The organism is Knoellia locipacati, from assembly GCF_007992835.1.
Lineage (GTDB): Bacteria > Actinomycetota > Actinomycetes > Actinomycetales > Dermatophilaceae > Knoellia > Knoellia locipacati.
Map to the genome: position 1 here is coordinate 127537 of NZ_BKBA01000009.1, position 23330 is coordinate 150866.

Below are 23330 nucleotides of genomic sequence, written 5' to 3' on the forward strand. Positions count from 1 at the left end.
GGCTGGTAGTGTCCCCCCATCACGCTCCCCTCACTTGAGACAAAGGTGTCCCACTGATGCGCAAAATCATCGGTCTGGTGCTGATGGGCCTTGCCGGCTTCCTCGTCACCACAGCGCTGCTGGCGTTGGTCTACGTCCCGGGCCAGGTGAAGAAGACCCCGCTCGACACGGACTCCTACACCCGGCTCTCGGGTGAGGCGACGGCCCTTCCGTCCGGTGACGGCGCGCCGGTCAAGGCCCTGAGCCACACCGTGGCCGACGGCGCGAAGTCCGACGGCGACGTCGTCGTCTTCGACACCTTCACCTGCCTCATCACCGACCCTGACGGCAACGCGCCCGACTGCGTCGACGACACCAACACCGGCGAGGGCACCAAGCTCGTCACGGCGTCGACCGACCGCTTCGCGACCAACCGCAAGACGGGCATGGCCGTCAACGACCAGAAGTACATCGGTGACGCCACGCCGCACGAGGGGCTTGTCAACAAGTTCCCGTTCGGCGTCGAGAAGAAGACGTACCCGTTCTGGGACGGCCTCCTCGGCCGCGCCGTCGACGCGAGCTTCGAGGGCGAGGAGAAGGTCAACGGCTGGAACACCTACAAGTTCGTCGTGGACGTCGTCGACGAGCCCGCCGAGATCTCCAAGGGCATCCAGGGCCAGTACTCGTCGCTCAAGACGATGTGGATCGACCCCCGCACGGGAGCCATCCAGAAGCAGACCGAAGAGCAGAAGCGCGTCCTCGAGAGCGGCACCACGGTCCTCGACCTCGACTTCGGCTTCACCGACGAGACGGTGGCCGCCAACATCAAGGACGCCAAGGCCAACGACAGCAAGCTCGGCCTCGTCGAGAAGCTCCCGCTCATCGCCGGTCTGCTCGCGCTCCTGTCGGCCGCTGTCGGCTTCTTCCTCTGGAACGGCGCACGCGGCAACGGCGACTCCGACGTCCGCACCGGACGCCACGGCGACGACGGCGACCCCGCCCGTGCCGACGACCGCTCGGTCGACGTCTTCGGTGACGACGACGCCACCCGCAGCCGCGCCGACGTCACGGGTCGCTGACCCCGACCACGCGCGTCACACGACGAACCCCGCCGCCCATGAGGGTGGCGGGGTTCGTCGTGTCCGGCACGGAGGTCGCCCCGTCCGCGTGCGAGCCGGTGCGCGTCGTCAGCCCTCCGGGCGTCGGCAGACGAAGATCGCCGTCCCCGGGATGACCTCGCCGCGGGTCGGTGACCAGCCGCCCCAGGTCGCGGTGTTGCCGTCCGGCCACTCCGGCTCGACGACGTCCTCGAGGACGAGACCGGCGGCGACGACCTCGCGGATCCGGTCGCCCATCGTCCGGTGGTGCTCGACGTAGGTCGCCTGCCCGGAGGCGTCGGACTCGACGTAGGGCGTGCGGTCGAAGTAGCTCAGCCGCACGACGAGCCCAGCCTCGGTCGGGTCGTCGGCGAAGGCCCAGCGGATCGGGTGGGTCGTCGAGAAGACGAACCGCCCACCCGGACGCAGGACGCGGGCCACCTCGCGCATGACGGCCGCACTGTCCGCGACGAACGGCACGACGCCGTATGCCGTGAAGACCGTGTCGAAGCTCGCGTCACCGAAGGGGAGCGCGAGGGCGTCGCACTGGAGCAGTGGGGGAGCGGTGCCGGTGCGCTCGCTCAGCCCGGCGCCGACCCGCAGCATGCCCATCGACAGGTCCGTCGCCACGACCGATGCGCCGACGTGGTGCTGCAGCCAGCGGGCGCACTGTCCCGCCCCGGCACCGATCTCGAGGATCCGCTGCCCGGCGGTGGCGCCGAGCAGGCCGAGGTCCTCCTCGGTCCACCCCTCGGGGCCCCAGACGAACTCGTCGTCGCCGAGGAAGCTGCCGTGCTCGGCGTAGTAGTCGGTGGCCTCGCCGTCCCACCAGGAGCGGTTGGCGGCCTGGGTCTCACCAGTGCCGGCGGTGCGCCGACCGACGTCGTCGCTCACCGCTGCACCCCGCTTTGACCCTGCACACACCGGGTCGGTAGTCTTGAGCAGCATTCTTCTGTGTTCACGCATGCCCTCACGGGTTCAGTGTCACGCGGCGAGCACACTGCTCCACCCCATCGAATCCATCTGTCCACATCGGAGTTCCTACTACATGACTGCCAGCACGGTCGCCAAGACCGCCCCTCAGATCGCCATCAACGACATCGGCTCTGAGGAAGACCTTCTCGCCGCCATCGACGCGACGATCAAGCACTTCAACGACGGAGACATCGTCGAAGGCCGCATCGTCAAGGTCGACCGCGATGAGGTTCTGCTCGACATCGGCTACAAGACCGAGGGTGTCATCCCCTCGCGCGAGCTCTCCATCAAGCACGACATCGACCCCAACGAGGTCGTCAAGGTCGGCGACGAGGTCGAAGCCCTCGTTCTCCAGAAGGAGGACAAGGAAGGCCGCCTCATCCTGTCCAAGAAGCGGGCTCAGTACGAGCGCGCCTGGGGCACGATCGAGAAGGTCAAGGAGGAGGACGGCGTCGTCACCGGCACCGTCATCGAGGTCGTCAAGGGTGGTCTCATCCTCGACATCGGCCTGCGTGGCTTCCTCCCCGCCTCCCTCGTCGAGATGCGTCGCGTCCGCGACCTCCAGCCCTACGTCGGCAAGGAGATCGAGGCCAAGATCATCGAGCTCGACAAGAACCGCAACAACGTGGTCCTGTCGCGCCGCGCCTGGCTCGAGCAGACGCAGTCCGAGGTGCGCACGACGTTCCTCAAGGAGCTCCAGAAGGGCCAGGTCCGTTCGGGCGTCGTGTCCTCCATCGTCAACTTCGGTGCGTTCGTGGACCTCGGCGGCGTCGACGGTCTCGTCCACGTCTCGGAGCTTTCCTGGAAGCACATCGACCACCCGTCCGAGGTCGTCGAGGTCGGCGACGAGGTCACCGTCGAGGTGCTCGACGTCGACATGGACCGTGAGCGTGTCTCCCTGTCGCTGAAGGCGACCCAGGAGGACCCGTGGCAGCACTTCGCTCGCACGCACGCCATCGGCCAGGTCGTCCCCGGCAAGGTCACCAAGCTCGTTCCCTTCGGTGCGTTCGTGCGCGTCGAGGACGGCATCGAGGGCCTCGTCCACATCTCCGAGCTGGCCGAGCGCCACGTGGAGCTGCCCGAGCAGGTCGTCACCGTCGGCGCCGACATCTTCGTCAAGGTCATCGACATCGACCTCGAGCGTCGTCGCATCTCGCTCTCGCTCAAGCAGGCCAACGAGGACGGCGCGGGCCAGGTCGAGTTCGACCCGACCCTCTACGGCATGGCTGCCGAGTACGACGAGCAGGGCAACTACAAGTACCCCGAGGGCTTCGACTCCGAGACCAACGAGTGGCTCGAGGGCTACGAGAAGCAGCGTGAGGTCTGGGAGAAGCAGTACGCCGAGGCGCACTCCCGCTGGGAGGCCCACCGTGCACAGGTCGAGGAGGCCGCCAAGGCCGACGCCGAGGCCGCTGCCGGTGGCGACAGCGCCACGTCCTACAGCAGCGACTCCGCTTCCTCCTCCTCGTCCGACTCGGACGACGAGGGCGCGGGCTCGCGTCCGGCCGCTCCGCCGGCCAACGAGGGCACCCTCGCCTCCGACGAGGCCCTCGCCGCACTGCGCGAGAAGCTCACCGGAAACTGAGCCGAACGGCATACGCACGTATGCCGTGACGCCACGACCGAAGGCCCGGTCCCCTCGCGGGGGCCGGGCCTTCGGCCTGTCCGGACCGCGTCCGCAGCCGGCTTCGGAGGTGGTGGGACGGCGAGCTGGATCGCAGGCCCACCAGCCGTCACGCCCTGGTGTTCGTGCTCCGCAACATCACGCCTGTCCCGGGCGTCCAGCCCTCGAGCGTCGACGGGAGCGACTCGCGGGTGGTGCAGTTGATGACGGAGTAGTGCAGGTGGGCCGAGGTGGCGTTCCCGGTCTGGCCGGACCAGCCGACGACTCGGCCCTGGGGCACCCAGTCGCCGGGGTTGTAGAACGAGCGGTTCAGGTGGATGTACTGCGAGCACAGGCCGTTGGGGTGACGGATGATCACCTCGATGCCGTTCGAGCCGAACCAGTCCGACCTGACGATCGTGCCCGACTGGGTCGCGGTCACCTCGTAGTTGAGGGGCAGCGCGATGTCCCACGCGCCCTTGTTGTAGAAGTCGGTGTGCGAGAACCCCCCGCCGGGCCCTTGGTTGATCCGGTAGGTCTCACCGGCAGGGTAGGGCGCCTCGTAGTAGCCGGCCGCCGATGCGGTCGGAGCGCTGACGACGACCGTGGTGACCCCCAGGACGAGGGAGCCGATGAGGATGCCTGCCCTGCGTGACAGGCCTGCCTTGCCGCCCCCACGAGCGAGGCGCTTCACTGCGAACATGTGATTCCCTTTCGGTGACTGGCGTGCTGGGCATGGGCGACCCGGATGGCTCACCGACATGAGCACGTGGGCACAGACTCTGGGCACATCGACCGCACGGCAAACCTTCAAGGGGCTGGCTTGAACCCTGCCCGTCCCGCGGTGTCGGCCCTGACCATGCGCAGCAGGACGTCGCCGGCCTCGGTCCGCCGATAGAGGACGCACCTGCCGGACCTCGATGCCTCCACCACGCCGGACGTGCGCAGGCCCTGGAGCTGCTGGTTGACCGCCTGCTCCGTCTTCCCGAGGGAGGCCGCCAGCTCCCTCGTCGTGGTGGGCCCGTCGAGCATGTCGAGCAGGTCCGCCCTCGACGCGCTGAGCAGCCCGTGCAAGCCCCTGTGGACGGGCTCGGCGGGCGCGAGCGCCTGTCCCCGTGCGGGGTAGATGACCATGGGAGGGCCCGTGGGGTCGACGGGGTAGGAGGCCCCGAGGGTGAAGAACGACGGGACGAAGACGAGGCCCCGACCAGCGACCGATGCGGCGTACGAGGGCCCGGCCAGGCTCACGGCCGCCAGCCGGTCGACGGCAAGCCGGATGTGCGGTGAGAGCGTTGCGAGGGCGCCTGCAAGTCCATGGTCGGCCATGTGGGTGGCCCGGTAGCGGACGTCCGCAGCGAGGATCGAACGGTGCTCGACCCAGAAACGGGCGAACGACTGTGACCAGTAGTGCTCGAGCGCCTCCATCACCCGGGATCGCACCGACCACCCGGGGCCGCGCAGCGCGTGCGGGCGATGGCTGTCCCAGAGCGCGTCCAGCTCCGCGAGGATGGAGGGCGTGGGTGTCCTCACCACGTCGGCGAGCTGGTCGCGGATCCGCGGTTGAGGGGACTCGGGCCGCGGCGTGAGGAAGTCGGGCGTCGAGAAGTCCTCGTTGACCAGCGTGGCCAGGACATCGACGTGGGCAGCACCTCCGGGTGTGGCGGCATAGGACCGAACGAGCGAGTGCCGGTAGGCCGTCGGCGCCAGCAACGAGCGAAGGGACAGGCTCATCTCGCCCAGTGGCGAGATGCCGAAGCGCAACAGTGGCAGCTCCTCGGGTGTGATCCGGTAGGTCAGCATCGCGGTCGGTCCCCTCCCGAAGTGATGATCGTCGAGCTGACCCGGGGGCCGCCTCACTCATTCTCACGGCTGGTCAGGTGCCTGTCCTGTCGGAGGACGCACGTGCACCTCGACAAGCCCGGCCCCGACGTGGCCGTGCCAGAGTGGGTGACATGGCACGCACCATCGCGACGAACTCCGACGTCGACCTCGACCAGCTGCTGGACTTCGTCCGGCCGCGCCACCACATGGTCCTCATGACGACCCGACGGGACGGCCGACCCCAGGCGTCGCCGGTCACCGGGGGAGTCGACGAGCAGGGCCGCATCGTCATCTCGACCTACCCGGAGCGGGCCAAGACGGCCAACGCCCGGCGTGACCCCGAGGTGAGCGTCATGGTGCTCTCGGACGACTTCGGCGACGCGTGGGTGCAGGTCGACGGGACCTGCGAGGTCATCGACATGCCCGAGGCGGCCGACGCGCTCGTCGACTACTTCCGCTGCATCTCCGGTGAGCACCCCGACTGGGACGAGTACCGCCAAGCCATGCGCGAGCAGGACAAGTCGCTGCTGCGGATCACCCCGACCCGCTGGGGACCGGTCGCCACCGGTGGCTTCCCCGCGCGCCTCGCCTAGCTGCGCCCAGCCTCGGCCCGACCGCCGGTGAGATCGGTGACGAGGGCAGCCAGGGTGGGGTGCTCGACGTCCGAGCCGGTGGCCCAGTAGGCCGGCCGGGTGTACGACGTGCGCGGGTCCTCGTCGACGACGCCCGCCTCGCACCCGACGTAGCGGCCGCCACCGAGCCGCACCATGAGGGCGCCTGCGGCGACGTCCCACGAGTTCGTGTGCAGGTCGAACGTCGCGTCGGCTCGACCGGTCGCCACGTGGGCGAGCCCGAGCGCGCCGCTGCCGAGGGTGCGCACGGACCCGTAGGCCCGGACGAGCCGGCCGCTTGCGACGAGGGCGTCGTCGCCGTTGGTCTCGAGGTCGACCCCACGTGGGAAGGTCCCGACGACGAGGCTGTCGATCTCCCGCTCCACCCGTCGTGGCCCCGCCGGCGCTCCGTTGACGGTCACCCCGGTGAGGTCCGCGGCATACACCTCCCCGAGGGCGGGCGCGGCGATGACACTGGCGACGACCTCGCCCTCGACGGCCGCCGCGATCGACACGCACCAGAACGCGAGACCGTGGCTGAAGTTCACCGTCCCGTCGATGGGGTCGACGTGCCACGTGACGCGTCCGCTGCCGGTGCGGCCCCCCTCCTCACCGACGACGACGCTGTCCGGCTCGGCGGCGAGCAGGGCGTCGCGCAGGATCCGCTCGGACTCGAGGTCGTGCTCGGTGACGAGGTCGTGCGGGCCGCCCTTGTGCTCGACCGCCATCGGCCGGCGGAAGACCGGGAGCAGGTATGCCGTGCTCCTGGCTGCCGCACGTTCGGCCACCTCCCGCAGCCGCACCGACTCCTGCACGGCCGCGCTCTCGTAGGTCACTGCGGCTCGTCGCCCACGGGCATGAGCCAGGCGCGGCCCTCCTCGAACCCGACGTCGAGGTAGTCACCCGGCGAGAACGTCTCGTGGGCGTGCGGGTCGGCGACGGAGACGACGAGGTTGCCCGCCTCGGTCTCGATGTCGTACTCGATCGACTCGCCGTAGAACATCGACGACAGGACACGACCCACCGACCCGGTGACGGCGCGCCCGTCCGTGGGGGAGAGGCGCACCGACTCCGGGCGGACGAGCAGGGTGACCGGTGCGTCGACCTCGACCTCGGGGTGGCTGGGCACGGTCCACTGCCGACCGAGCACGCTGACCCTCGCGGACCCGTCCTCGATCCCCTGGACGTCGACGTCGAGGAAGTTGGCCCGGCCGATGAAGTCGGCGACGAAGACCGAGAGCGGGTGCCGGTAGATCTCCTCGGGGGTGTCGACCTGCTCGATGACCCCGACGTTCATGACGACGATGCGGTCCGACATCGTCATCGCCTCGTCCTGGTCGTGGGTGACGAAGACGGTGGTGATGCCGAGGCGCCGCTGGAGCCTGCGGATCTCGCCGCGCATCTGCACGCGCAGCTTGGCGTCGAGGTTGGACAGGGGCTCGTCGAAGAGCAGCACCTTGGGGCGCATGACGAGGGCCCGGGCGAGCGCGACCCGCTGCTGCTGACCACCGGACATCTGGTGCGGCGCCCGGTCGCGATAGGGGCCGAGGTTCATCGAGGTGAGGGCGGTCTCGACCTCCTCGGTGACGCGGGCCGAGGGCATCTTCTTGAGCTTGAGGCCGTAGGCGACGTTGTCGAACACGCTGAGGTGCGGGAAGAGGGCGTAGGACTGGAAGACCATGGCCATCGGCCGCTTGTTGGGGGCGACCTTGTTGAGCAGGTCGTCGTCGAGCCGGATCTCGCCCGCGGTCGGCGTCTCGAAGCCGGCGATCATCCGCAGCGTCGTCGTCTTGCCGCAGCCGGACGGCCCGAGCAGGGTGATGAACTCGCCCGGCTCGATGTCGAGGTCGACGTCGCGCACAGCCGGTGTGGCGGACGCGTCGTCGCCATAGACCTTGCGCAGGCTGCGCAGGGTCACCCGTCCCGGTGTCGCGGTCGCGAGGCTGTCGCGCGCGCTCTGGACGGTGGAGTCGGCCGGCGGGGTCTGCTGGGTCTGCTGGGTCATGGGAGTCTCCGAGGTGGCGGTCATCGGCGTTGGATGCCGCGGATCGAGGGGTGGAGCATCGCGAGGTTGAGCAGTCCGATGAAGCTCAGGACGATGACGATGAGGATGGCGCAGTAGGCGAAGGCGTTGCCGAACCGGCCCGCGTCCACCTCGGCGAGGATCTGGCTCGTCATGATCTTGGTCTGCGGTGTCGTGATGAAGACGATGGGTGACAGCGTCGTCATCGACCGCGCGAACGCGTACGTGAGGCCCGAGAGCAGCGCCGGCCGGATGAGCGGCAGGGTGACCTTGCGGAACGTCGTGAAGCTGTTGGCGCCCAGGCTCGTGGACGCCTCGTCGATGGCGGGGTTGATCTGCTGGAGCGCGGCGATGCCGGCCCGCTGGCCCGACGGCAGGGAGCGGGCCACGAAGACCATGACGATCGCCATCGCGCCACCGAGGATCGCCGAGCCACCGGCCACGGCGGGGAACCACTGCCGACCGCCGAGGATGGTCGGGGTGTTGAAGGCGATGGCGTAGCCGATGCCGATGACCGTGCCCGGCACCGACAGCCCGAGCATGCCGACGAAGTCCATGAGGCCGGAGGTGCGCTTGAGCTTGCTCACGACGAGCCAGGCGATGAGCATGCCGAGGAGCCCGGCGATGGGAGTGGCCACGAGGGCGAGCAGGGTCGTCGTGAACATCGCGTCCGAGCCGATGCCGGCGAGGACGAAGCGGTAGTGCGACAGGGTGAAGTCGTTGTTGACGCCGAAGATCTTGACGAACCCGCCGAAGATCACGGTCGCGTACATGAGCACGACGAGCCCGGCGACGACGAGTGCCAGCCCCAGGATCGGGATGCGCAGGGCCGGCGCGGTGATGAGCTCGGGCGAGCCCGCGGGCTTGCCGGTGACGCTCACGACGTTCTTGCGGCTCACCCAGTAGCGCTGCACGAGGAAGACACTCAGTGCCGGGACGAGGAGGACGAGCGAGTATGCCGCGCCGCCGGCGACGTTGTACTCGCCCGTCACCGCGAGGTAGGCCCGTGAGGCGAGCACCGTGTAGTCGCCGCCGAGCACGAGCGGGTTCGCGAGGTCGGCGATCGACTCGACGAAGAGCAGCAGGAAGGAGCCGGCGATGCCGGGCACGAGCATGGGCAGGGTGACCGACGTGAAGATCTTGAGCTTGCTCGCGCCGAGGTTGGACGCGGCCTCGTCGAGGCTCGGGTCGAGGCTCTCGAGCATGCCCTTGAGGTTCATGTAGGACACCGGGAAGAACGACAGCGTGAGGACGAAGACGAGTCCCTTGAGGCCGTAGATGTCGATGTCGAGCCCGAGGAGCTTGTTGCTGATGATCCCGTTGCGGCCGAACATCGTGATCGCCGCCGTCGCCACCGCGAAGGGCGGCGAGACGATCGGCATGAGCGCGATGAGGTGGAGCAGCTTCTTGCCGCGGAACTTGAGCCGCACCTGCGCGTAGGCCATGACGAAGCCCACGGCGGTGCCGAGCACGGCGACGAGGACGCCGAGCTGGACGGTGTTCCACAGGATCCGGCGGTTGACCGGGTTGGTCAGCATCGAGCTGACGATCTCCCAGCCCTCCGCGGAGAGGGCCACCGTGAGGATGCGGATGAGTGGCAGCCCGACGATGACGAAGAGGAGGAGCGAGACGACCGTCACCAGGGTGACGAGCGTGAGGTCTCGGCCGGAGCGACGGCGCGGTCGGGGCGAGGGAGTGCTCGCCCCGACCGGAGCCGCGGCTGCCGGCAGCAGCGTGTCGGTCATGGGGTGGCCGTCACTCCTTCGGAGCGGGGGCGACCTCGGCGTCGAACTTGGCGGTGAGCGCCTTCTTCTTCTCACCGGCGGCGATCGAGTCGTACTCGACGAGCTTGATCTCGTCGAGCTTGACCATGTCGTCGGTGATCTTGGCGTCGGGGTTCGTGGGGATCTGGAAGCTGCCGACGGTCGGGCCGATGTTCTGGTGGTCGGGGGTGAGCGTCCAGTCGATGAACTTCTTCGCGTTCTCGGCGTTGGGCCCGCCCTTGACCACCGAGACGGCGCCGATCTCGTAGCCGGTGCCCTCGCTGGGGAAGGTGGTCTCGAGCATGTCGAAGCCCTCCTTCTGGTACTTGACGCAGTCGTGGCTGAAGATCACGCCGACCGCCACCTCACCACGACCGGCCATCTGGCCGGGGGCCGAACCGCTCTTGGAGTACTGCAGCACGTTCTGGTGGAGCTTGCCGAGGTAGTCGAAGGTCTTCGCCTCGTCCATCCCGTTGAGGACCATCTCGGTCCAGACCGCGGTGTAGGACGTGCCCGAGGTCGAGGGGTGCGCGATGGCGACCTGCTTCTTGAGCTTCGGGTCCAGCAGGTCGGCCCAGGACTTCGGCGCCTCGACGCCGGCCTTGGTGAGCTGGTCCTTGTTGGAGCAGAAGCCGAGGACACCGACATAGGTGCCGGTCCACTTGCCGTCCTTGTCCTTGTACTTGTCCGGGATCTTCGCCGCGTTGGGTGAGGAGTACGCCTCGATGAGCCCGGCGTTGAAGGCGGCGACGTGGCCGTCGGACGGCCCGCCGTAGAGGACGTCGAACTCCGGCTTGGACTTCGCGGCGTCGAGGCGGGCCACGCCCTCACCCGAGCTCATCCGCACGAACGACGTCTTGATGCCGGACGCCTTGGTGAAGGCCGCCGCCATGGCCTGGCACTGCTCCTCCTGCGGGGTGCAGGCGACGACGACCTCGCCTGTGCCCTTGATCGAGCCGGAGCCCGAGCTGCTGCTGCTCTGCGGGTCGGAGCTCGTCGGCTCCTCGACGGCGCAGGCCGCGAGCAGGGCCGTGAGCCCGAGCGGCACGGCGAGGAGGAACGCGGAGGAACGGGAACGGGACATGGCGGTTGACTCCTTTGTCAATGACCGACCGTGGTGCTTACGGCCTGCTGCGCGCCGACCCTAGGCCGAACCGTGGGCACCCAGAGTCACGACACGGGCGCCAAACGGTCACCGTCCTGTGACCGAACGCCGTTCTCACCTGCGCCTACTCGGGGGGCTCCGGTGACGTCGCCCCGTCCTGTGGGCCGGCCTCGACGGCGGAGTAGCGGTAGCCCACACCACGCACGCTCGTGATGCACCCGCGGGCGGCGGGGTCGACCGACTCGAGCTTGAGCCGGAGCCGGTAGACCGCCGTCTTGAGCAGCTCCCGGCCACCGAGGGGCTGCGCGTCTCCCCACCCGAGCAGCAGGAGCTGGCGGAACGGCAGGTCCTCGTCTGGGTGCGTGACGAGGGCTGCCAGCAGGCGGTACTCGTGCGGCGTGAGGTCGGCCCGTTTGCCCTTGACGTATGCCGTGGCCGCCCGGAGGTCGAGCGTCACCGGTCCCGCCTGGGCCAGGGCGCCGTCCCGCAGGGGGGAGCGTCGCACGAGGCCGGCCGCCCGCAGTGCGAGCTCGCGCGGGTGGAAGGGCTTGGTGACGTAGTCGGAGGCTCCGGCCTCGAGCCCGGCGATGCGCTGCGACGTCTCGCCGAGGGCGGTGAGGAGGATGACCGGGACCGGGCGGGTCGTCGTGATCCGGCGGCACAGCTCGATGCCCGACATGCCGGGCAGCATGACGTCGAGCACGACGAGGTCGACCCGCTGCTCCGCGACGATCGCCCACGCGGCCTCGGCCGTGCCGGCCGTCAGGGTGCTGAAGTCCTGGGTCTCGAGGGCGAACGTGATGATGTCGCGCATCGCGGGCTCGTCCTCGACGACGAGGGCCTGCCAGACGGGGGAGCTCATGACGCCTCCTTGTCCTCTCCGGCGGGGAAGGAGACGAGCATCGTCGTCCCGTGCTGGGCGATGGTGTCGACGAGGATCCGGCCACCGTGCAGCTCGGCGATGTGCGCCGAGATGTAGAGCCCGAGCCCGGTGCCCTCACCGAGGGGAGCGCTGCTCGAGAACCGGGCGAACAGCCTCGACCGCTCCTCCTCGTTCATCCCGCGACCCTGGTCGCTGATGGCGAGGATGACGTTGCCGTCCGCCGTGTGCCCACGGACGACGACCTCGTTGTCGACGCCGTCGTCGTGCCTCAGCGCGTTGGCGACGAGGTTGCTCACGAGCTGGTGGATGAGCTGTGGGTCGAGGTAGACGCGGGTGGGCGGCCCCGGTGCGTCGAGCGCGATCGCGCGGTGCCGGTGCACCTGGCGCAGCTCGTGCACGACCGAGCGGAGGTAGGCGCGCAGCTCCACCTGGCGGAGGTGGACCTCGAACAGCCCGGCCTCGATCCGGGCGTGCGCGAGCATGTCCTCGGCGAGCTCGATGACGTGGTCGGCGCTGCCCGAGATGGTGTCGACGAACTTCGCCTGGGTGCTCGTGAGCGGCCCCGGGGTCTCCTCGGCGAGGAGGTCGGCGGATCCCTTGATGAGGGCCAGCGGGGTGCGCACCTCGTGGCTGAGGACGGACACCTGGTCGGCGCGACGCAGCGCGACACCCTGGAGCCTCGCGATCTCGTGCCTGCTCCGCTGCAGGGCAGCCCGCAGGCGCGTGACCCACCACGCGAGGGCGAGAGTCGCGAGCCCCGTGGTGAGGAGGCCCGCCCGCAGGGCCGAGGTCATGAGGGCGACCCTACGACGTGCCGCGGTTCCCGCCCCGGACTCAGGCCGTTCCGAGCGAGGCCCGTGGCTCGGGCCGGGAGGGGAGCGCCGCGCGCCGGTTGCCGGGCGGTGGGGCCCAGCCACGTCGCCGCATCGGCCACAGCTTGGTCATCGCCACGAGCAGGGCGAGCAGCGAGGTCACGGCGACCACGACGTGCAGGCCGGTGAGTCCGGTGGTCCAGGCGGAGCCGAGGCCACCGGCAGCCAGGCCGGAGGTCTGGGTCAGGCGGGTGATGGGCGCAGCGGAGTACATCGGGTCCTCTCGGAGGGTGCTGTCTGGGGATGAGGAGTGGTGGTCACGCGTCGACCCGTCGCCGCGGCGGGGCCGTGTCGTGGCGCCAGACAGCGGCCGACCTGCGCAGCGCGGCCGTGACGGCCCGCACGAAGGCGACCTGCAGCAGGACGTCGTAGACGAGCTCGGGGACGAGGAGCAGCGCGAGGAGGCGCCCGCGGCGTCCCGCGTGCCAGGCGGTGACGACCCGCTCGAGGGCGAACAGCGCTCCGACGACGGCCCAGAAGGGATGGAACCCGAGCTGGCCCAGCAGGGTGTCGACGACCATGAGCGTGAGGTAGAGCGCCATCGCGACGACACCGATCGCGAGCATGACCTGCTGGCGCAGGTAGCGGCGTGTCACGGGTGTCCACCCGTAGGTCCGCAGGTTCTCGAGGGCTCCGCGGTACCAGCGGATCCGCTGGTCCTGGAGCGCGCGGACCGTCGGCATCAGCTCGGTGCTCGTGCGGCAGGCGGCAGGCGAGGTCAGGGCCCACCCGAGGGTGCTCAGGGCCAGCGTGAGCTCCATGTCCTCGGTGAGTGCGTCGCCGTCGTAGACCTCGCCCTGCCTGCCGGGGAGCACCGTCCCGCGGGACCGGCGCACGTCCTGGAGGGCCGTCACGCGGAACAGCGACGCTGTCCCGGTGAGCACCTGCACCCGGCGGGTCCGCTCGACCTCACGGGCATAGCGTTCGTACTCGTTCGTCTGGGCCAGCTCGAGGAAGCCGCGCGGGGCCGAGCCGGTGAAGATGCCGCCGGCCGCGCCCCGCAGGGGGTCCTCGGACAGGGAGCGCACCGCAGCCTCGATGAACCCGAGCGACAGCTCGGTGTCCGCGTCCATGACGAGCAGTGCGTCGCCGTCGCCGAGGGTGGGGAGGAGGAGCGCGAGTCCCTGGTTGAGGGCGCCGGCCTTGCGTGACTCGTTGCCGACGGTGACGAGGACGCCGACACCGGCGGCCCGGGCGATGCCCGCGGTGTCGTCGGTGCAGTTGTCCGCGACGACGAGGATGCGGTCCGAGCGGACCTGTCGACGCAGCGCGGTGAGCACCTGGGGGAGGGTGGCGGCCTCGTCGTGGGCCGGGATGATCGCGAAGACCCGCTCGACAGCAGCCGGGCGAGGGGTCGCCCGGTCGTCGTGCGGGGAGTCGGGAGTCATCTCGGCGCAACCTCGGTCGGTGTCGGGGAGCCGGACACCGTCGGTGTCGGCGACGGCACGCCTCACCGAGCGCGGGAGCCGGTGGTTGGACGAGCCGCTGTTACCCATAGGTAGTTGATCGCTGTAGGGCTTTGCGGGGCCTTGGCGGAAAGTGGCTAGGAAGGATGGGGGGTGTCTCCACGACAAGGGTCAGGGCGAGATAGTCACCTTGGGCTAGCCCGCCCGTCAGGACGAGCGAGGCGTCCGTCCGCCGTCGGAGGCACTCGACCGACTACGTTGACCCCATGCTTCGCGTGGGTCTCACCGGCGGTATCGGGTCCGGCAAGTCGACCGTGGCCCGGGCGCTGGCCGACCTCGGCGCCGTCGTCGTGGACGCCGACGCCGTGGCCCGCGAGGTCGTCGAACCGGGTATGCCGGCCCTCTCCGCCATCCGGGATCGCTTCGGCGACACCGTGTTCGGCGCCGACGGCGCCCTCGACCGGCCCGCACTCGGACGGATCGTGTTCGGCGACCCGGAGGCGCTCGCCGACCTTGAGGGGATCACCCACCCGGCGATCTGGCGGCGCACGGCCGACCTCCTCGCCGCCGCGCCCGACGACGCGATCCTCGTCCACGACATGCCGCTCATCGTCGAGAAGGACATGGGCGCGGACTACCACCTCGTCGTCGTCGTGGGCGTCGAGGAGGACGAGCGCCGAGCCCGTCTCGTCCGGGACCGGGGGATGAGCGAGGAGGATGCGCAGGCCCGGATCGACGCCCAGGCGGACGATGCCGCCCGTCGGGCCGCGGCGGACGTGTGGGTCGACAACAACGGCACGCCGGGCCAGCTCGACGTCGAGGTGCGACGGCTCTGGGCCGAGCGGCTCGAGCCCTACAACGAGAACCTGCTGCACGGCATACGGGCTCGTCGTCCGGATGCGCTCACGCTGAGCGAGCCCCGGGAGGAGTGGGCCACCGAGGCGGCGCGCCTCGTCGCGCGCATCGCGCGGGCCCTGGGGCCACGAGCCGTGACGGTGGAGCACATCGGCTCGACGTCGGTGCCGGGGCTGCCCGCCAAGGACGTCATCGACATCCAGGTGGGTGTGTCATCGCTCGCCGACACCGATGCCGCCGACTTCGTGGACGTGTTGGCGCGCACCGGTTTTCCGCGTGTCGGCGACGTCGCGCACGACAACGCCAAGGACGGCGCCGAGTGGCCCAAGCGGTTCCACGGCAGCGCCGACCCCGGCCGCGTCGCGCACGTGCACGTCCGCGAGGTGGGCAGTGCCGGCTACGTCTGGGCGCGGGCGTTCCGGGACTGGCTGCGGGCCGACGACGCGGCCCGCGAGGAGTACGCCGTGCTCAAGATGGAGCTGCTCGCCCAGGGCCTGTCGACCTCGGACTACGCGGACGCCAAGGAGCCGTGGTTCGACTCGGTGCACGAGCGGGTCATGGCCCACTCGGCTCACTCCCCGGGGTAGCGCACCCCCAGCTGGGCGCGGACCTCGTCGAGGACCTCCATGATCCGCAGCGTCTCGGCGGCGGGCAGGAGCGGGCTCTCGGCCAGACCGGCGTCGATGACCCGGGCGGCCTCGCAGACCTCGAAGTGCAGCCCGTGCTCGCGGCGCTCGGGCTCCCACGAGATGTCGGTGCCGGCGTCGCGCGAGACGAAGCGGACGCGTGACGGGGCGTACCAGCGGTTGTTCGGGTCGTCCGGGTCGCCGAGCTCGAGACGGCCGGCGGTGCCGTTGATGCTCGCCGTCGTGGGCGTGCGCGAAGTCATCGTCGCGTGGAGCAGGCCCCGTCCGCCGCCCTTGCCGGTGACGAGGATGGTCTCCTCGGCGTCGACGCCCTCGGCGGTGAGCCGCCCCGTGGCCGTGACCGTGTCGAGGCCACCGAGCGCGAACGACGCGAACGAGGTCGGGTAGATGCCGAGGTCGAGCAGCGCACCACCGGCGAGGGCCGGGTCGGAGAGTCGCTGGGGCCCGTTGGGGTACAACGGCTGCCCGTGGTCCGCGAAGACGTTCTCGACCCCGCCGAGCAGTCCCTGCTCGAGGCACTGGCGCACGATGTCGACACCGGGCAGGAACCGCGTCCACATGGCCTCCATCGCGAGGAGGCCCTTGTCGGCGGCGGTGTCGAGCACCTCGCGCGCCTCGGCGGCGTTGCGGGCGAAGGCCTTCTCGACGAGGACCGGCTTGCCAGCGTCCAGGGCGAGGAGGGCCTGGGGGTGGTGCTCGGAGTGCGGGGTCGCGATGTAGACCGCGTCGACGTCCGGGTCGGCGACGAGCTCCTCGTACGAGCCGTATGCCGTGTGCGCACCGAAGTCGTCGGCGAAGGTCCGCGCGCGGCCGAGGTCGCGCGAGGCCACGGCCTGGATCACCTGGTCGGTCTCGGCGCGCAGGGCCGTGGCCATCTCACGGGCGATGTAGCCGGGCCCGAGGATGCCCCAGCGGAGCGTCGGCGCCGAGCGCGGGTCGGGGGTGCGGGGGGCGGGGAGGGTGGTCGTCACCCGCCCATCCTCGCACTGTCAGTGGGACGGCATACCGTGTCCGTATGCGTCCCACCACCGACCTCAAGCGCACGGTTGCGCCCTTCAAGGTCGTCTCCGACTTCGAGCCCGCCGGTGACCAGCCGGCCGCCATCAAGGACCTGGCCGAGCGGATCAACGCCGGCCAGCAGAACGTCGTGCTCCTCGGCGCCACCGGCACCGGCAAGTCGGCGACGACTGCCTGGCTCGTCGAGCAGGTGCAGCGGCCGACCCTCGTCATGGCGCCCAACAAGACGCTGGCCGCGCAGCTCGCCAACGAGTTCCGCGAGCTGCTCCCCGACAACGCGGTGGAGTACTTCGTGAGCTACTACGACTACTTCCAGCCCGAGGCCTACGTTCCGCAGACCGACACCTACATCGAGAAGGACTCGTCGATCAACGACGAGGTCGAGAGGCTGCGGCACTCGGCGACCAACTCGCTGCTCACCCGGCGTGACGTCATCGTCGTCGCGTCGGTGTCGTGCATCTACGGTCTCGGCACGCCGCAGGAGTACGTCGACAAGATGGTCCAGCTGCGCGTGGGCGACGAGCTCGACCGCGACGACCTGCTGCGCCGCTTCGTCCAGATGCAGTACTCCCGCAACGACCTCGCGTTCACCCGTGGCACGTTCCGGGTGCGGGGCGACACCGTCGAGATCATTCCCCAGTACGAAGAGCTCGCGGTCCGCATCGAGTTCTTCGGCGACGAGATCGACAAGATCTACACGTTGCACCCGCTCACCGGCGAGATCGTGCGCGAGGAGACCGAGATGTACGTCTTCCCCGCCTCCCACTACGTCGCCGGTCCCGAGCGGATGGAGCGAGCCATCGCCGGCATCGAGCACGAGCTCGAGGAGCAGCTCAAGACGTTCGAGAGCCAGGGGAAGATGCTCGAGGCGCAGCGCCTGCGCATGCGCACGACCTACGACATCGAGATGATGCGCCAGGTCGGGTCGTGCTCGGGCATCGAGAACTACTCGATGCACCTCGACGGACGCACCGCCGGCACCGCCCCCAACTGCCTCCTCGACTACTTCCCCGAGGACTTCCTCCTCGTGCTCGACGAGTCGCACGTCACCGTCCCGCAGATCGGCGCGATGTACGAAGGCGACGCCTCGCGCAAGCGCACGCTCGTCGACCACGGCTTCCGGCTGCCGTCGGCGATGGACAACCGACCGCTCAAGTGGGAGGAGTTCCTCGAGCGGATCGGCCAGACCGTCTACCTGTCGGCGACGCCGGGCAACTACGAGCTCGCCCAGGCCGACGGCGTCGTCGAGCAGATCATCCGGCCGACGGGCCTCATCGACCCCGAGATCGTGCTCAAGCCGACGAAGGGGCAGATCGACGACCTGCTGCACGAGATCAACGAGCGTGCGGCCAAGGACGAGCGCGTCCTCGTGACCACGCTGACCAAGAAGATGGCCGAGGACCTCACCGACTACCTCCTCGACAAGGGGGTGCGCGTCCGCTACCTCCACTCCGACATCGACACGCTGCGACGCGTCGAGCTGCTGCGCGAGCTGCGCCTCGGCGAGTACGACGTGCTCGTCGGCATCAACCTGCTCCGTGAGGGTCTCGACCTGCCCGAGGTCTCGCTCGTCTCGATCCTCGACGCCGACAAGGAGGGCTTCCTCCGTTCCGCCCGCTCGCTCATCCAGACGATCGGTCGAGCGGCGCGCAACGTCTCCGGCCAGGTCCACATGTACGCCGACAAGGTCACCCCGTCGATGGCCGAGGCCGTCGACGAGACCTCGCGCCGGCGCGAGAAGCAGATCGCCTACAACACCGAGCGCGGGCTCGACCCGCAGCCGCTGCGCAAGAAGATCGCGGACATCACCGACATGCTCGAGCGCGAGGACGCCGACACCGAGGCGCTGCTCGGGTCCGGGCGAGCCCGGTCGCGCGGCAAGGCCGACGGCGGTCGTGGCGGGCGAGGGGCGCTGGCCGCCGACGCGGTCACCGTGGGCACCGACCGGCTGGCCGGGATGGCCGCGGGCGACCTCGCCAACCTCATCCAGGAGCTCACGACCCAGATGCACCAGGCGGCCGCGGACCTCCACTTCGAGCTGGCGGCACGGCTTCGTGACGAGCTCGGTGACCTCAAGAAGGAGCTCCGCCAGATGAGCGAGGCCACCAAGTGACCCGCGACGGCTCGGCTGGCGAGCGGGCGTGACCCCCGAGGAGCTGTCGTCCTACGCGCTCGGCAAGCCCGGCGCATGGGCGGACCAGCCGTGGGAGGGCGACGACGTCGCCAAGGTCGGCGACAAGATCTTCGCGTTCCTCGGTGGCGGGGCGGTGGGCGTCAAGCTCGGGACCCGGGCCGAGGCCGACGAGTGGATCGCCGAGTTCCCGCAGGACGCGTCGGTGATGGCCTACATCGGCCGCCACGGCTGGAACACCCTGACGGTCGGCGGGGCGATCCCGGACGACGCGATCCGGGAGGCCGTCGACACGTCCTACGACCTCGTCGTCGCCACGCTGCCGCGCCGTCAGCGCCCGGCGAGCTCGTCGAGCAGCTCGAGCTGACGCGTCCAGGTCGCCGACTCCGTGTCGATGACGACGAAGTGGTCGCCGTCGACCAGCTCGACGGCAGCATCGGCGCCGGCTGACGTGGCCGCCGCGACGTAGCCCGTGGACTGGGTCGGCGGCACGATGTCGTCGGCGCGGCCGTGGATGCACCGCACCGGCACGTCGAGCGGCAGCTGCTGCTGCGGGTCGTAGGCCTTGTCGGCCGGGGTGGCGCGGTGACCCAGCAGTCCCTCCACGGCCCCGGAACCCAGGTCGTCGGCGGAGGCCTGCACGAGGTCGAGCACCCCCGCCTGCGACAGCGCACCCGTGACGTGGACCTTCGCACTGTCCCACGCGGCATACCGCTGGCGGCCGGCGGCCCACACCGCGAGGTGACCGCCCGCGGAGTGTCCCAGCGTGAGGACGGTGGAGGTGTCGACTCCCTCGATGCCGGCGAGCCGCTCGATCGCGGCGTGCACGTCGTCGAACGTCGCCGGGGTGCCGCCGCCGGCGCCGACCCGGCGGTACTCGATGTTCCACGCGGTCCAGCCGCGCTCGGCGAGCGACGTCGCGAGGGGGCGGCCGAGCTCGAGGTCGTACTCCGCCTTCCAGAAGCCGCCGTGGATGACGACGACGACGCCCTTGCTCTCGCCGTCGGGCCGGGTGAGCTCTGCGAACTGCGACGGGTCCTCGCCATAGGTGACGCGCATGGTCGTGAGCTCCGTGGTCGTGGGGGAGTCGGTGCTGCCGTCCGAGCACGCGCCGAGGGGGAGGGCCGCCGCCGCGAGCAGGACCGATCGGCGCGTGGGCACTCCCGCAGCCTAGGCCGCCGCGACCGCCGTCAGCATTATCGGGTCACCCGATAATGCTGGGCCCGACCCCGGTTGGCATCCGGGGTCGAGCGAGACAAAGTCGGGTCGAGCGCGGGGGGCTCCGCTGGTCAAGATTCATCTCACGAGCGAAGCCGTGACGAACGGAGGGCGGGCCCACTCCGCGCCGGCAGAGTCTCGCGATGCGCTCCGCGCATGCGAGAATCGTCCGAGCGGAGGGGAGTATCCCCAGCGCGGACTCCTCGTCATCACGGCCGTTCGACAGGCCCGGGGATCCGGTCCAGCCCCACGGGCGGGAGAGACCTCCGGGACACGTACCCGACCCTCGGAAGGTTCCGCACTTGCACACCCTCAGCACACTCGCGGCCGCGACGCCGTCGATGAACGTCGCCACCTGGCAGTGGTTCCTCACCATCGGTGTGGCCGCTGCCGTCCTGCTGTTCGACGTCGTCATGATCGCGCGCAACCCGCACCGCCCCTCGACCAAGGAGCTCGTCGCCGCGCTGTCGTTCTACATCGGCGCTGCCGTGCTCTTCGGCATCTGGGTGTGGGTCAGCCACGGGAGCCAGCTCGCCGGTGAGTTCTATGCCGGCTGGTTGACCGAGTACTCGCTCTCGGTCGACAACCTCTTCATCTTCCTGCTCATCATGGCGAAGTTCGCCGTGCCCGAGAAGTTCCAGCAGACGGCCCTCATGTGGGGCATCATCATCGCGATCGTCCTGCGCGGCATCTTCATCTGGCTCGGCGCCGCGGCGATCAACAACTTCTCGTGGGTCTTCTACATCTTCGGCGCGTTCCTCATCTACACCGCGGTCAAGCTCGCGACCGAGGGCGAGAGCGACGACGAGGAGTACGAGGAGAACCGCTTCATGAAGTGGGTCGAGAAGACCCTGCCCTCGACGAAGGAGTGGAGCAGCAAGCTCTTCGTCAAGGAGAACGCCAAGCGCGTCGTCACGCCGCTCTTCATCGTCGTCCTCGCGCTCGGCACGACCGACCTGCTGTTCGCGCTCGACTCGATCCCCGCGATCTACGGCCTCACCAAGGAGCCGTACCTCGTCCTCACGGCGAACCTCTTCGCGCTCATGGGTCTGCGCCAGCTGTACTTCCTGCTCGGTGGCCTGCTCCAGAAGCTCGTCTACCTCAGCCTGGGCCTGTCGGTCCTGCTCGCGTTCATCGGCGTCAAGCTCATCCTCCACGCGCTGCACGAGAACGAGCTGCCGTTCATCAACGGTGGCGAGCACTTCGACGTCCCGGAGATCCCGATCGCCGTCTCGCTCGGCGCGATCGTCGTCATCCTCGGCGTGACCACGGTCGCCAGCCTCTGGAAGACCAAGCGCGACGCCAAGCAGGAGATCAACGCCTGACCTGCGTCACGGCATACGCCGTGCGAAGGCCGCTAGGACCCCGTCGACTCGGCGGGGTCCTTGCGCGCTCCCAGGCCGAGGACGATCGCGGAGGCGAGGACGACGAGCGCCATCCCGAGGAGCTGGGTGCCGTGGAGGACCTGCCCGAGCACGAGCAGCCCCGCGAGGGCGGCGACGGCCGGCTCGAGGCTGAGCAGGATCCCGAACACCTTGGCGGTGAGCCGGCGCAGGGCGACGAGCTCGAGGGAGTACGGCAGGACCGACGACAGCACGGCGATGCCGAGACCGCGGGCGAGCGTCCTGGCGTCCCACTCGGGCACCGACGCGATCCCGAACGGCAGGGTCACGACCGTGGCGACGATCATGGCCAGCGCCAGGCCCTCGAGCTTGTCGAACTCGGCACCCGTGCGCCCGCTGAAGATGATGTATGCCGCCCAGAACGCTCCCGCTGTCGCCGCGAGTCCCAGCCCGGTCCAGTCGAGCTCGGCGAACGGGACGGACAGCGCCTCCGAGATGAGCAGCACCCCGGCAGCGGCGGCGAGCACGGCGGCGAGGTCGAGCAGCCGGCGCGAGAGCACGGCCGCGAGCAGCAGCGGACCGAGGAACTCGATCGTCACGGCGACGCCGATGGGCAGGTGGGCGAGCGAGCCGTAGAACGTGAAGTTCATCAGCCCGAGCGCCAGGCCGAACCCGACGACGGTCAGCCAGGCGCGACGCGAGTGCCCACGGAACCGCGGTCGCGCGATGGCGACGAGGATGACCGTGGCGAAGAGGAGCCGCATGACGACCGACCCGCCGGCGCCGATCTCGGGGACGAGCGTGGCGGCGAGCGCCCCGCCGAACTGGACGGAGACCACTCCGGCGAGGACGAGCAGGGGAGCGGGAACCGAGTTGAGGCGCGACACCTCGTCAGGCTAGGACCGGTGGCTCACCGGCCGCGTCCGCGCCACCCCGTGAGACGGCGACGGGCGGGGTGACGAGCAGGGCGCGGACCGCCACGTGGCGCTCGAGGAACGCGCGCTCGTCGTAGCGCTTGCGACGCAGCCACCCGGTGACCTCGTCGTTGCACTTGCTCGCGTTGCAGGGTCCGCAGGCCGGTGCGATGTTGTCGAGGGTGTAGCGGCCGCCGCGCGAGATGGGCAGGACGCAGTCGCGTTGGAGCGGCCGGTCGGTGGCGCCGCAGTAGGCGCAGCCTCCCCAGGCGGCCTGCACCGCCGCCCACTGCTCGTCGCTGAGGTCGTGCTCGACGGCGTCCATCCGCCGTTTGCGCCGACGCGCCGCCACGGCTCTCCGACTCCGCTTGACCGCCACGACGCCAATGTAGGTCGAGGGCTACCAGCCGCGGTCGCGCCACTCCGCGAGGTGCGGGCGCTCGGCACCGAGGGTGGTGTCGCCGCCGTGACCGGGATAGACCCAGGTCGCGTCGTCGTAGACGTCGAACACGCGGGTCGTGACGTCCTCGATGAGGCTGTCGAAGCTCTGGCCCTCGTTCTTCGTGTTGCCGATGCCGCCGGGGAAGAGCGAGTCGCCCGTGAAGAGGTGGGTCGATCCGGCGGGGTCGTCGTAGGCGAGGGCGACCGAACCGGGGGTGTGGCCGCGCAGGTGCACGACGTCGAGCCGCACCTCGCCGAACGCGATGGTGTCGCCCTGCCGCAGCCTGACGTCGGGACGCACGGGCAGGGCGTCCGCGTCGTCGGCGCCGGCGTAGGTGCGGGGGTGGAAGGCATCGACGAGCGCGGCCAGCGCGCGCACGTGGTCCCAGTGCTGGTGCGTCGTCACGAGGTGGTCGAGGCTGCCGCTGCCCTCGCGCACGAGCGCTGCGAGGCGGGCGGCGTCGTCCGCGGCGTCGACGAGCAGCTGCTCGCCGGTGGCGCGGCAGGTGAGCAGGTAGGCGTTGTTCGACATCTCCGACACCGCCACCTTGCGGATGACCAGCCGCTCGAGCTCGCGGGTCTGCGTCGCGTCCCCGGGGGAGACGTCTCCGTCGTACGCCGTCATG

Annotated in this window: 23 protein-coding genes; 7 read left to right on the forward strand and 16 right to left on the reverse strand. The window is 70.0% G+C overall.

Annotated features, from left to right (window positions below; all coding sequences use genetic code 11):
* The first annotated feature begins 56 nt into the window (after positions 1-56).
* Positions 57-1058: a cell envelope lipid trafficking protein PgfA gene (gene pgfA / locus KLO01_RS12145; protein WP_147065511.1), complete on the forward strand. Its 1002-nt coding sequence runs from the start codon at positions 57-59 to the stop codon at positions 1056-1058.
* A gap of 108 nt (positions 1059-1166) precedes the next feature.
* On the opposite strand, the gene KLO01_RS12150 is transcribed toward pgfA, so the two are convergent.
* The gene (locus KLO01_RS12150) at positions 1167-1970 is read right to left on the reverse strand and encodes a class I SAM-dependent methyltransferase (protein ID WP_246136182.1); all 804 of its coding nucleotides are present in this window, start codon (positions 1968-1970) and stop codon (positions 1167-1169) included.
* 154 nt (positions 1971-2124) lie between these two features.
* On the opposite strand from KLO01_RS12150, the gene rpsA reads away from it, so the two are divergent.
* A complete protein-coding gene (rpsA, locus tag KLO01_RS12155) occupies positions 2125-3636 on the forward strand; it encodes a 30S ribosomal protein S1 (protein WP_147065515.1) in 1512 nt (503 codons plus the stop codon).
* 148 nt (positions 3637-3784) lie between these two features.
* Here rpsA and KLO01_RS12160 read toward each other — a convergent pair whose 3' ends face one another.
* A complete protein-coding gene (locus tag KLO01_RS12160) occupies positions 3785-4357 on the reverse strand; it encodes a M23 family metallopeptidase (RefSeq protein ID WP_147065517.1) in 573 nt (190 codons plus the stop codon).
* A 107-nt stretch (positions 4358-4464) separates the two neighbouring features.
* Positions 4465-5454 (reverse strand): DUF5937 family protein, encoded by a 990-nt coding sequence (locus tag KLO01_RS12165; RefSeq protein ID WP_147065520.1) that lies wholly within the window; start codon positions 5452-5454, stop codon positions 4465-4467.
* 152 nt (positions 5455-5606) lie between these two features.
* On the opposite strand from KLO01_RS12165, the gene KLO01_RS12170 reads away from it, so the two are divergent.
* The gene (locus KLO01_RS12170) at positions 5607-6068 is read left to right on the forward strand and encodes a PPOX class F420-dependent oxidoreductase (protein ID WP_147065523.1); all 462 of its coding nucleotides are present in this window, start codon (positions 5607-5609) and stop codon (positions 6066-6068) included.
* Here the strand turns inward: KLO01_RS12170 and KLO01_RS12175 are convergent.
* The 8 genes from KLO01_RS12175 to KLO01_RS12210 all read right to left on the reverse strand — a co-directional run bounded on the left by KLO01_RS12175 (position 6065) and on the right by KLO01_RS12210 (position 14228).
* Entirely contained in the window at positions 6065-6922 is an 858-nt protein-coding gene (locus KLO01_RS12175) for an inositol monophosphatase family protein (RefSeq protein WP_147065525.1), read from the reverse strand. The two genes, KLO01_RS12170 and KLO01_RS12175, sit on opposite strands and share 4 nt — an antisense overlap.
* On the reverse strand, positions 6919-8091 hold the full coding sequence (locus KLO01_RS12180; RefSeq protein ID WP_246136183.1) for an ABC transporter ATP-binding protein: 1173 nt from the start codon (positions 8089-8091) through the stop codon (positions 6919-6921). Before KLO01_RS12180 ends, KLO01_RS12175 begins: the two co-directional genes overlap by 4 nt.
* 20 nt (positions 8092-8111) lie before the next feature.
* Complete coding sequence (locus KLO01_RS12185) at positions 8112-9854, reverse strand: ABC transporter permease (RefSeq protein ID WP_147065530.1); 1743 nt, start codon at positions 9852-9854, stop codon at positions 8112-8114.
* 10 nt (positions 9855-9864) lie between these two features.
* The gene (locus KLO01_RS12190) at positions 9865-10956 is read right to left on the reverse strand and encodes an ABC transporter substrate-binding protein (protein ID WP_147065534.1); all 1092 of its coding nucleotides are present in this window, start codon (positions 10954-10956) and stop codon (positions 9865-9867) included.
* A gap of 145 nt (positions 10957-11101) precedes the next feature.
* Positions 11102-11839, reverse strand: a complete 738-nt coding sequence (locus tag KLO01_RS12195) for a response regulator transcription factor (RefSeq protein WP_147065536.1) — start codon at positions 11837-11839, stop codon at positions 11102-11104.
* Positions 11836-12654, reverse strand: coding sequence for a sensor histidine kinase (locus KLO01_RS12200; protein WP_147065538.1), 819 nt, complete (start codon positions 12652-12654; stop codon positions 11836-11838). Before KLO01_RS12200 ends, KLO01_RS12195 begins: the two co-directional genes overlap by 4 nt.
* Positions 12655-12694: 40 nt before the next feature.
* Positions 12695-12946: a hypothetical protein gene (locus KLO01_RS12205; protein WP_147065540.1), complete on the reverse strand. Its 252-nt coding sequence runs from the start codon at positions 12944-12946 to the stop codon at positions 12695-12697.
* A 43-nt stretch (positions 12947-12989) separates the two neighbouring features.
* Entirely contained in the window at positions 12990-14228 is a 1239-nt protein-coding gene (locus KLO01_RS12210) for a glycosyltransferase family 2 protein (protein ID WP_147065541.1), read from the reverse strand.
* Between the two features lie 176 nt (positions 14229-14404).
* Here KLO01_RS12210 and coaE point away from each other — a divergent pair, with 176 nt between their 5' ends.
* Positions 14405-15580, forward strand: a complete 1176-nt coding sequence (coaE, locus tag KLO01_RS12215) for a dephospho-CoA kinase (protein WP_147065543.1) — start codon at positions 14405-14407, stop codon at positions 15578-15580.
* On the opposite strand, the gene KLO01_RS12220 is transcribed toward coaE, so the two are convergent.
* Complete coding sequence (locus KLO01_RS12220; RefSeq protein ID WP_147065545.1) at positions 15565-16611, reverse strand: Gfo/Idh/MocA family protein; 1047 nt, start codon at positions 16609-16611, stop codon at positions 15565-15567. The genes coaE and KLO01_RS12220 overlap by 16 nt on opposite strands.
* Positions 16612-16655: 44 nt before the next feature.
* Between KLO01_RS12220 and uvrB the strand changes: the two genes are divergently transcribed.
* On the forward strand, positions 16656-18770 hold the full coding sequence (gene uvrB, locus KLO01_RS12225; protein ID WP_147065547.1) for an excinuclease ABC subunit UvrB: 2115 nt from the start codon (positions 16656-16658) through the stop codon (positions 18768-18770).
* A gap of 28 nt (positions 18771-18798) precedes the next feature.
* Positions 18799-19155, forward strand: a complete 357-nt coding sequence (locus tag KLO01_RS12230) for an MmcQ/YjbR family DNA-binding protein (RefSeq protein WP_147065550.1) — start codon at positions 18799-18801, stop codon at positions 19153-19155.
* Here KLO01_RS12230 and KLO01_RS12235 read toward each other — a convergent pair.
* Positions 19119-19949 carry an alpha/beta hydrolase family protein gene (locus tag KLO01_RS12235; protein ID WP_147065552.1) on the reverse strand — a complete coding sequence of 277 codons (831 nt, stop codon included), beginning with the start codon at positions 19947-19949 and terminating at the stop codon, positions 19119-19121. The genes KLO01_RS12230 and KLO01_RS12235 overlap by 37 nt on opposite strands.
* 398 nt (positions 19950-20347) lie before the next feature.
* Between KLO01_RS12235 and KLO01_RS12240 the strand changes: the two genes are divergently transcribed.
* Positions 20348-21331 carry a TerC family protein gene (locus KLO01_RS12240; RefSeq protein WP_147066069.1) on the forward strand — a complete coding sequence of 328 codons (984 nt, stop codon included), beginning with the start codon at positions 20348-20350 and terminating at the stop codon, positions 21329-21331.
* Between the two features lie 32 nt (positions 21332-21363).
* Here KLO01_RS12240 and KLO01_RS12245 read toward each other — a convergent pair whose 3' ends face one another.
* Genes KLO01_RS12245 through KLO01_RS12255 form a run of 3 tightly spaced genes read right to left on the reverse strand, consistent with a single transcriptional unit; the run spans position 21364 to position 23329 of the window.
* Positions 21364-22236 (reverse strand): EamA family transporter, encoded by an 873-nt coding sequence (locus tag KLO01_RS12245; protein ID WP_147065554.1) that lies wholly within the window; start codon positions 22234-22236, stop codon positions 21364-21366.
* Between the two features lie 4 nt (positions 22237-22240).
* Positions 22241-22642, reverse strand: coding sequence for an HNH endonuclease (locus KLO01_RS12250; protein WP_307725671.1), 402 nt, complete (start codon positions 22640-22642; stop codon positions 22241-22243).
* A 21-nt stretch (positions 22643-22663) separates the two neighbouring features.
* Complete coding sequence (locus tag KLO01_RS12255) at positions 22664-23329, reverse strand: MBL fold metallo-hydrolase (RefSeq protein WP_147065556.1); 666 nt, start codon at positions 23327-23329, stop codon at positions 22664-22666.
* Position 23330: the final 1 nt, after the last annotated feature.

Bases quoted from the DNA above. Each gene is read 5' to 3' on its own strand.
- pgfA (WP_147065511.1), top strand. From the start codon at position 57: ATGCGCAAAATCATCGGTCTGGTGCTGATGGGCCTTGCCGGCTTCCTC.
- rpsA (WP_147065515.1), top strand. From the start codon at position 2,125: ATGACTGCCAGCACGGTCGCCAAGACCGCCCCTCAGATCGCCATCAAC.
- KLO01_RS12160 (WP_147065517.1), bottom strand. From the start codon at position 4,357: ATGTTCGCAGTGAAGCGCCTCGCTCGTGGGGGCGGCAAGGCAGGCCTG.
- KLO01_RS12165 (WP_147065520.1), bottom strand. From the start codon at position 5,454: ATGCTGACCTACCGGATCACACCCGAGGAGCTGCCACTGTTGCGCTTC.
- KLO01_RS12170 (WP_147065523.1), top strand. From the start codon at position 5,607: ATGGCACGCACCATCGCGACGAACTCCGACGTCGACCTCGACCAGCTG.
- KLO01_RS12180 (WP_246136183.1), bottom strand. From the start codon at position 8,091: ATGACCCAGCAGACCCAGCAGACCCCGCCGGCCGACTCCACCGTCCAG.
- KLO01_RS12185 (WP_147065530.1), bottom strand. From the start codon at position 9,854: ATGACCGACACGCTGCTGCCGGCAGCCGCGGCTCCGGTCGGGGCGAGC.
- KLO01_RS12190 (WP_147065534.1), bottom strand. From the start codon at position 10,956: ATGTCCCGTTCCCGTTCCTCCGCGTTCCTCCTCGCCGTGCCGCTCGGG.
- KLO01_RS12195 (WP_147065536.1), bottom strand. From the start codon at position 11,839: ATGAGCTCCCCCGTCTGGCAGGCCCTCGTCGTCGAGGACGAGCCCGCG.
- KLO01_RS12200 (WP_147065538.1), bottom strand. From the start codon at position 12,654: ATGACCTCGGCCCTGCGGGCGGGCCTCCTCACCACGGGGCTCGCGACT.
- KLO01_RS12205 (WP_147065540.1), bottom strand. From the start codon at position 12,946: ATGTACTCCGCTGCGCCCATCACCCGCCTGACCCAGACCTCCGGCCTG.
- KLO01_RS12210 (WP_147065541.1), bottom strand. From the start codon at position 14,228: ATGGGTAACAGCGGCTCGTCCAACCACCGGCTCCCGCGCTCGGTGAGG.
- coaE (WP_147065543.1), top strand. From the start codon at position 14,405: ATGCTTCGCGTGGGTCTCACCGGCGGTATCGGGTCCGGCAAGTCGACC.
- uvrB (WP_147065547.1), top strand. From the start codon at position 16,656: ATGCGTCCCACCACCGACCTCAAGCGCACGGTTGCGCCCTTCAAGGTC.
- KLO01_RS12240 (WP_147066069.1), top strand. From the start codon at position 20,348: ATGAACGTCGCCACCTGGCAGTGGTTCCTCACCATCGGTGTGGCCGCT.
- KLO01_RS12255 (WP_147065556.1), bottom strand. From the start codon at position 23,329: ATGACGGCGTACGACGGAGACGTCTCCCCCGGGGACGCGACGCAGACC.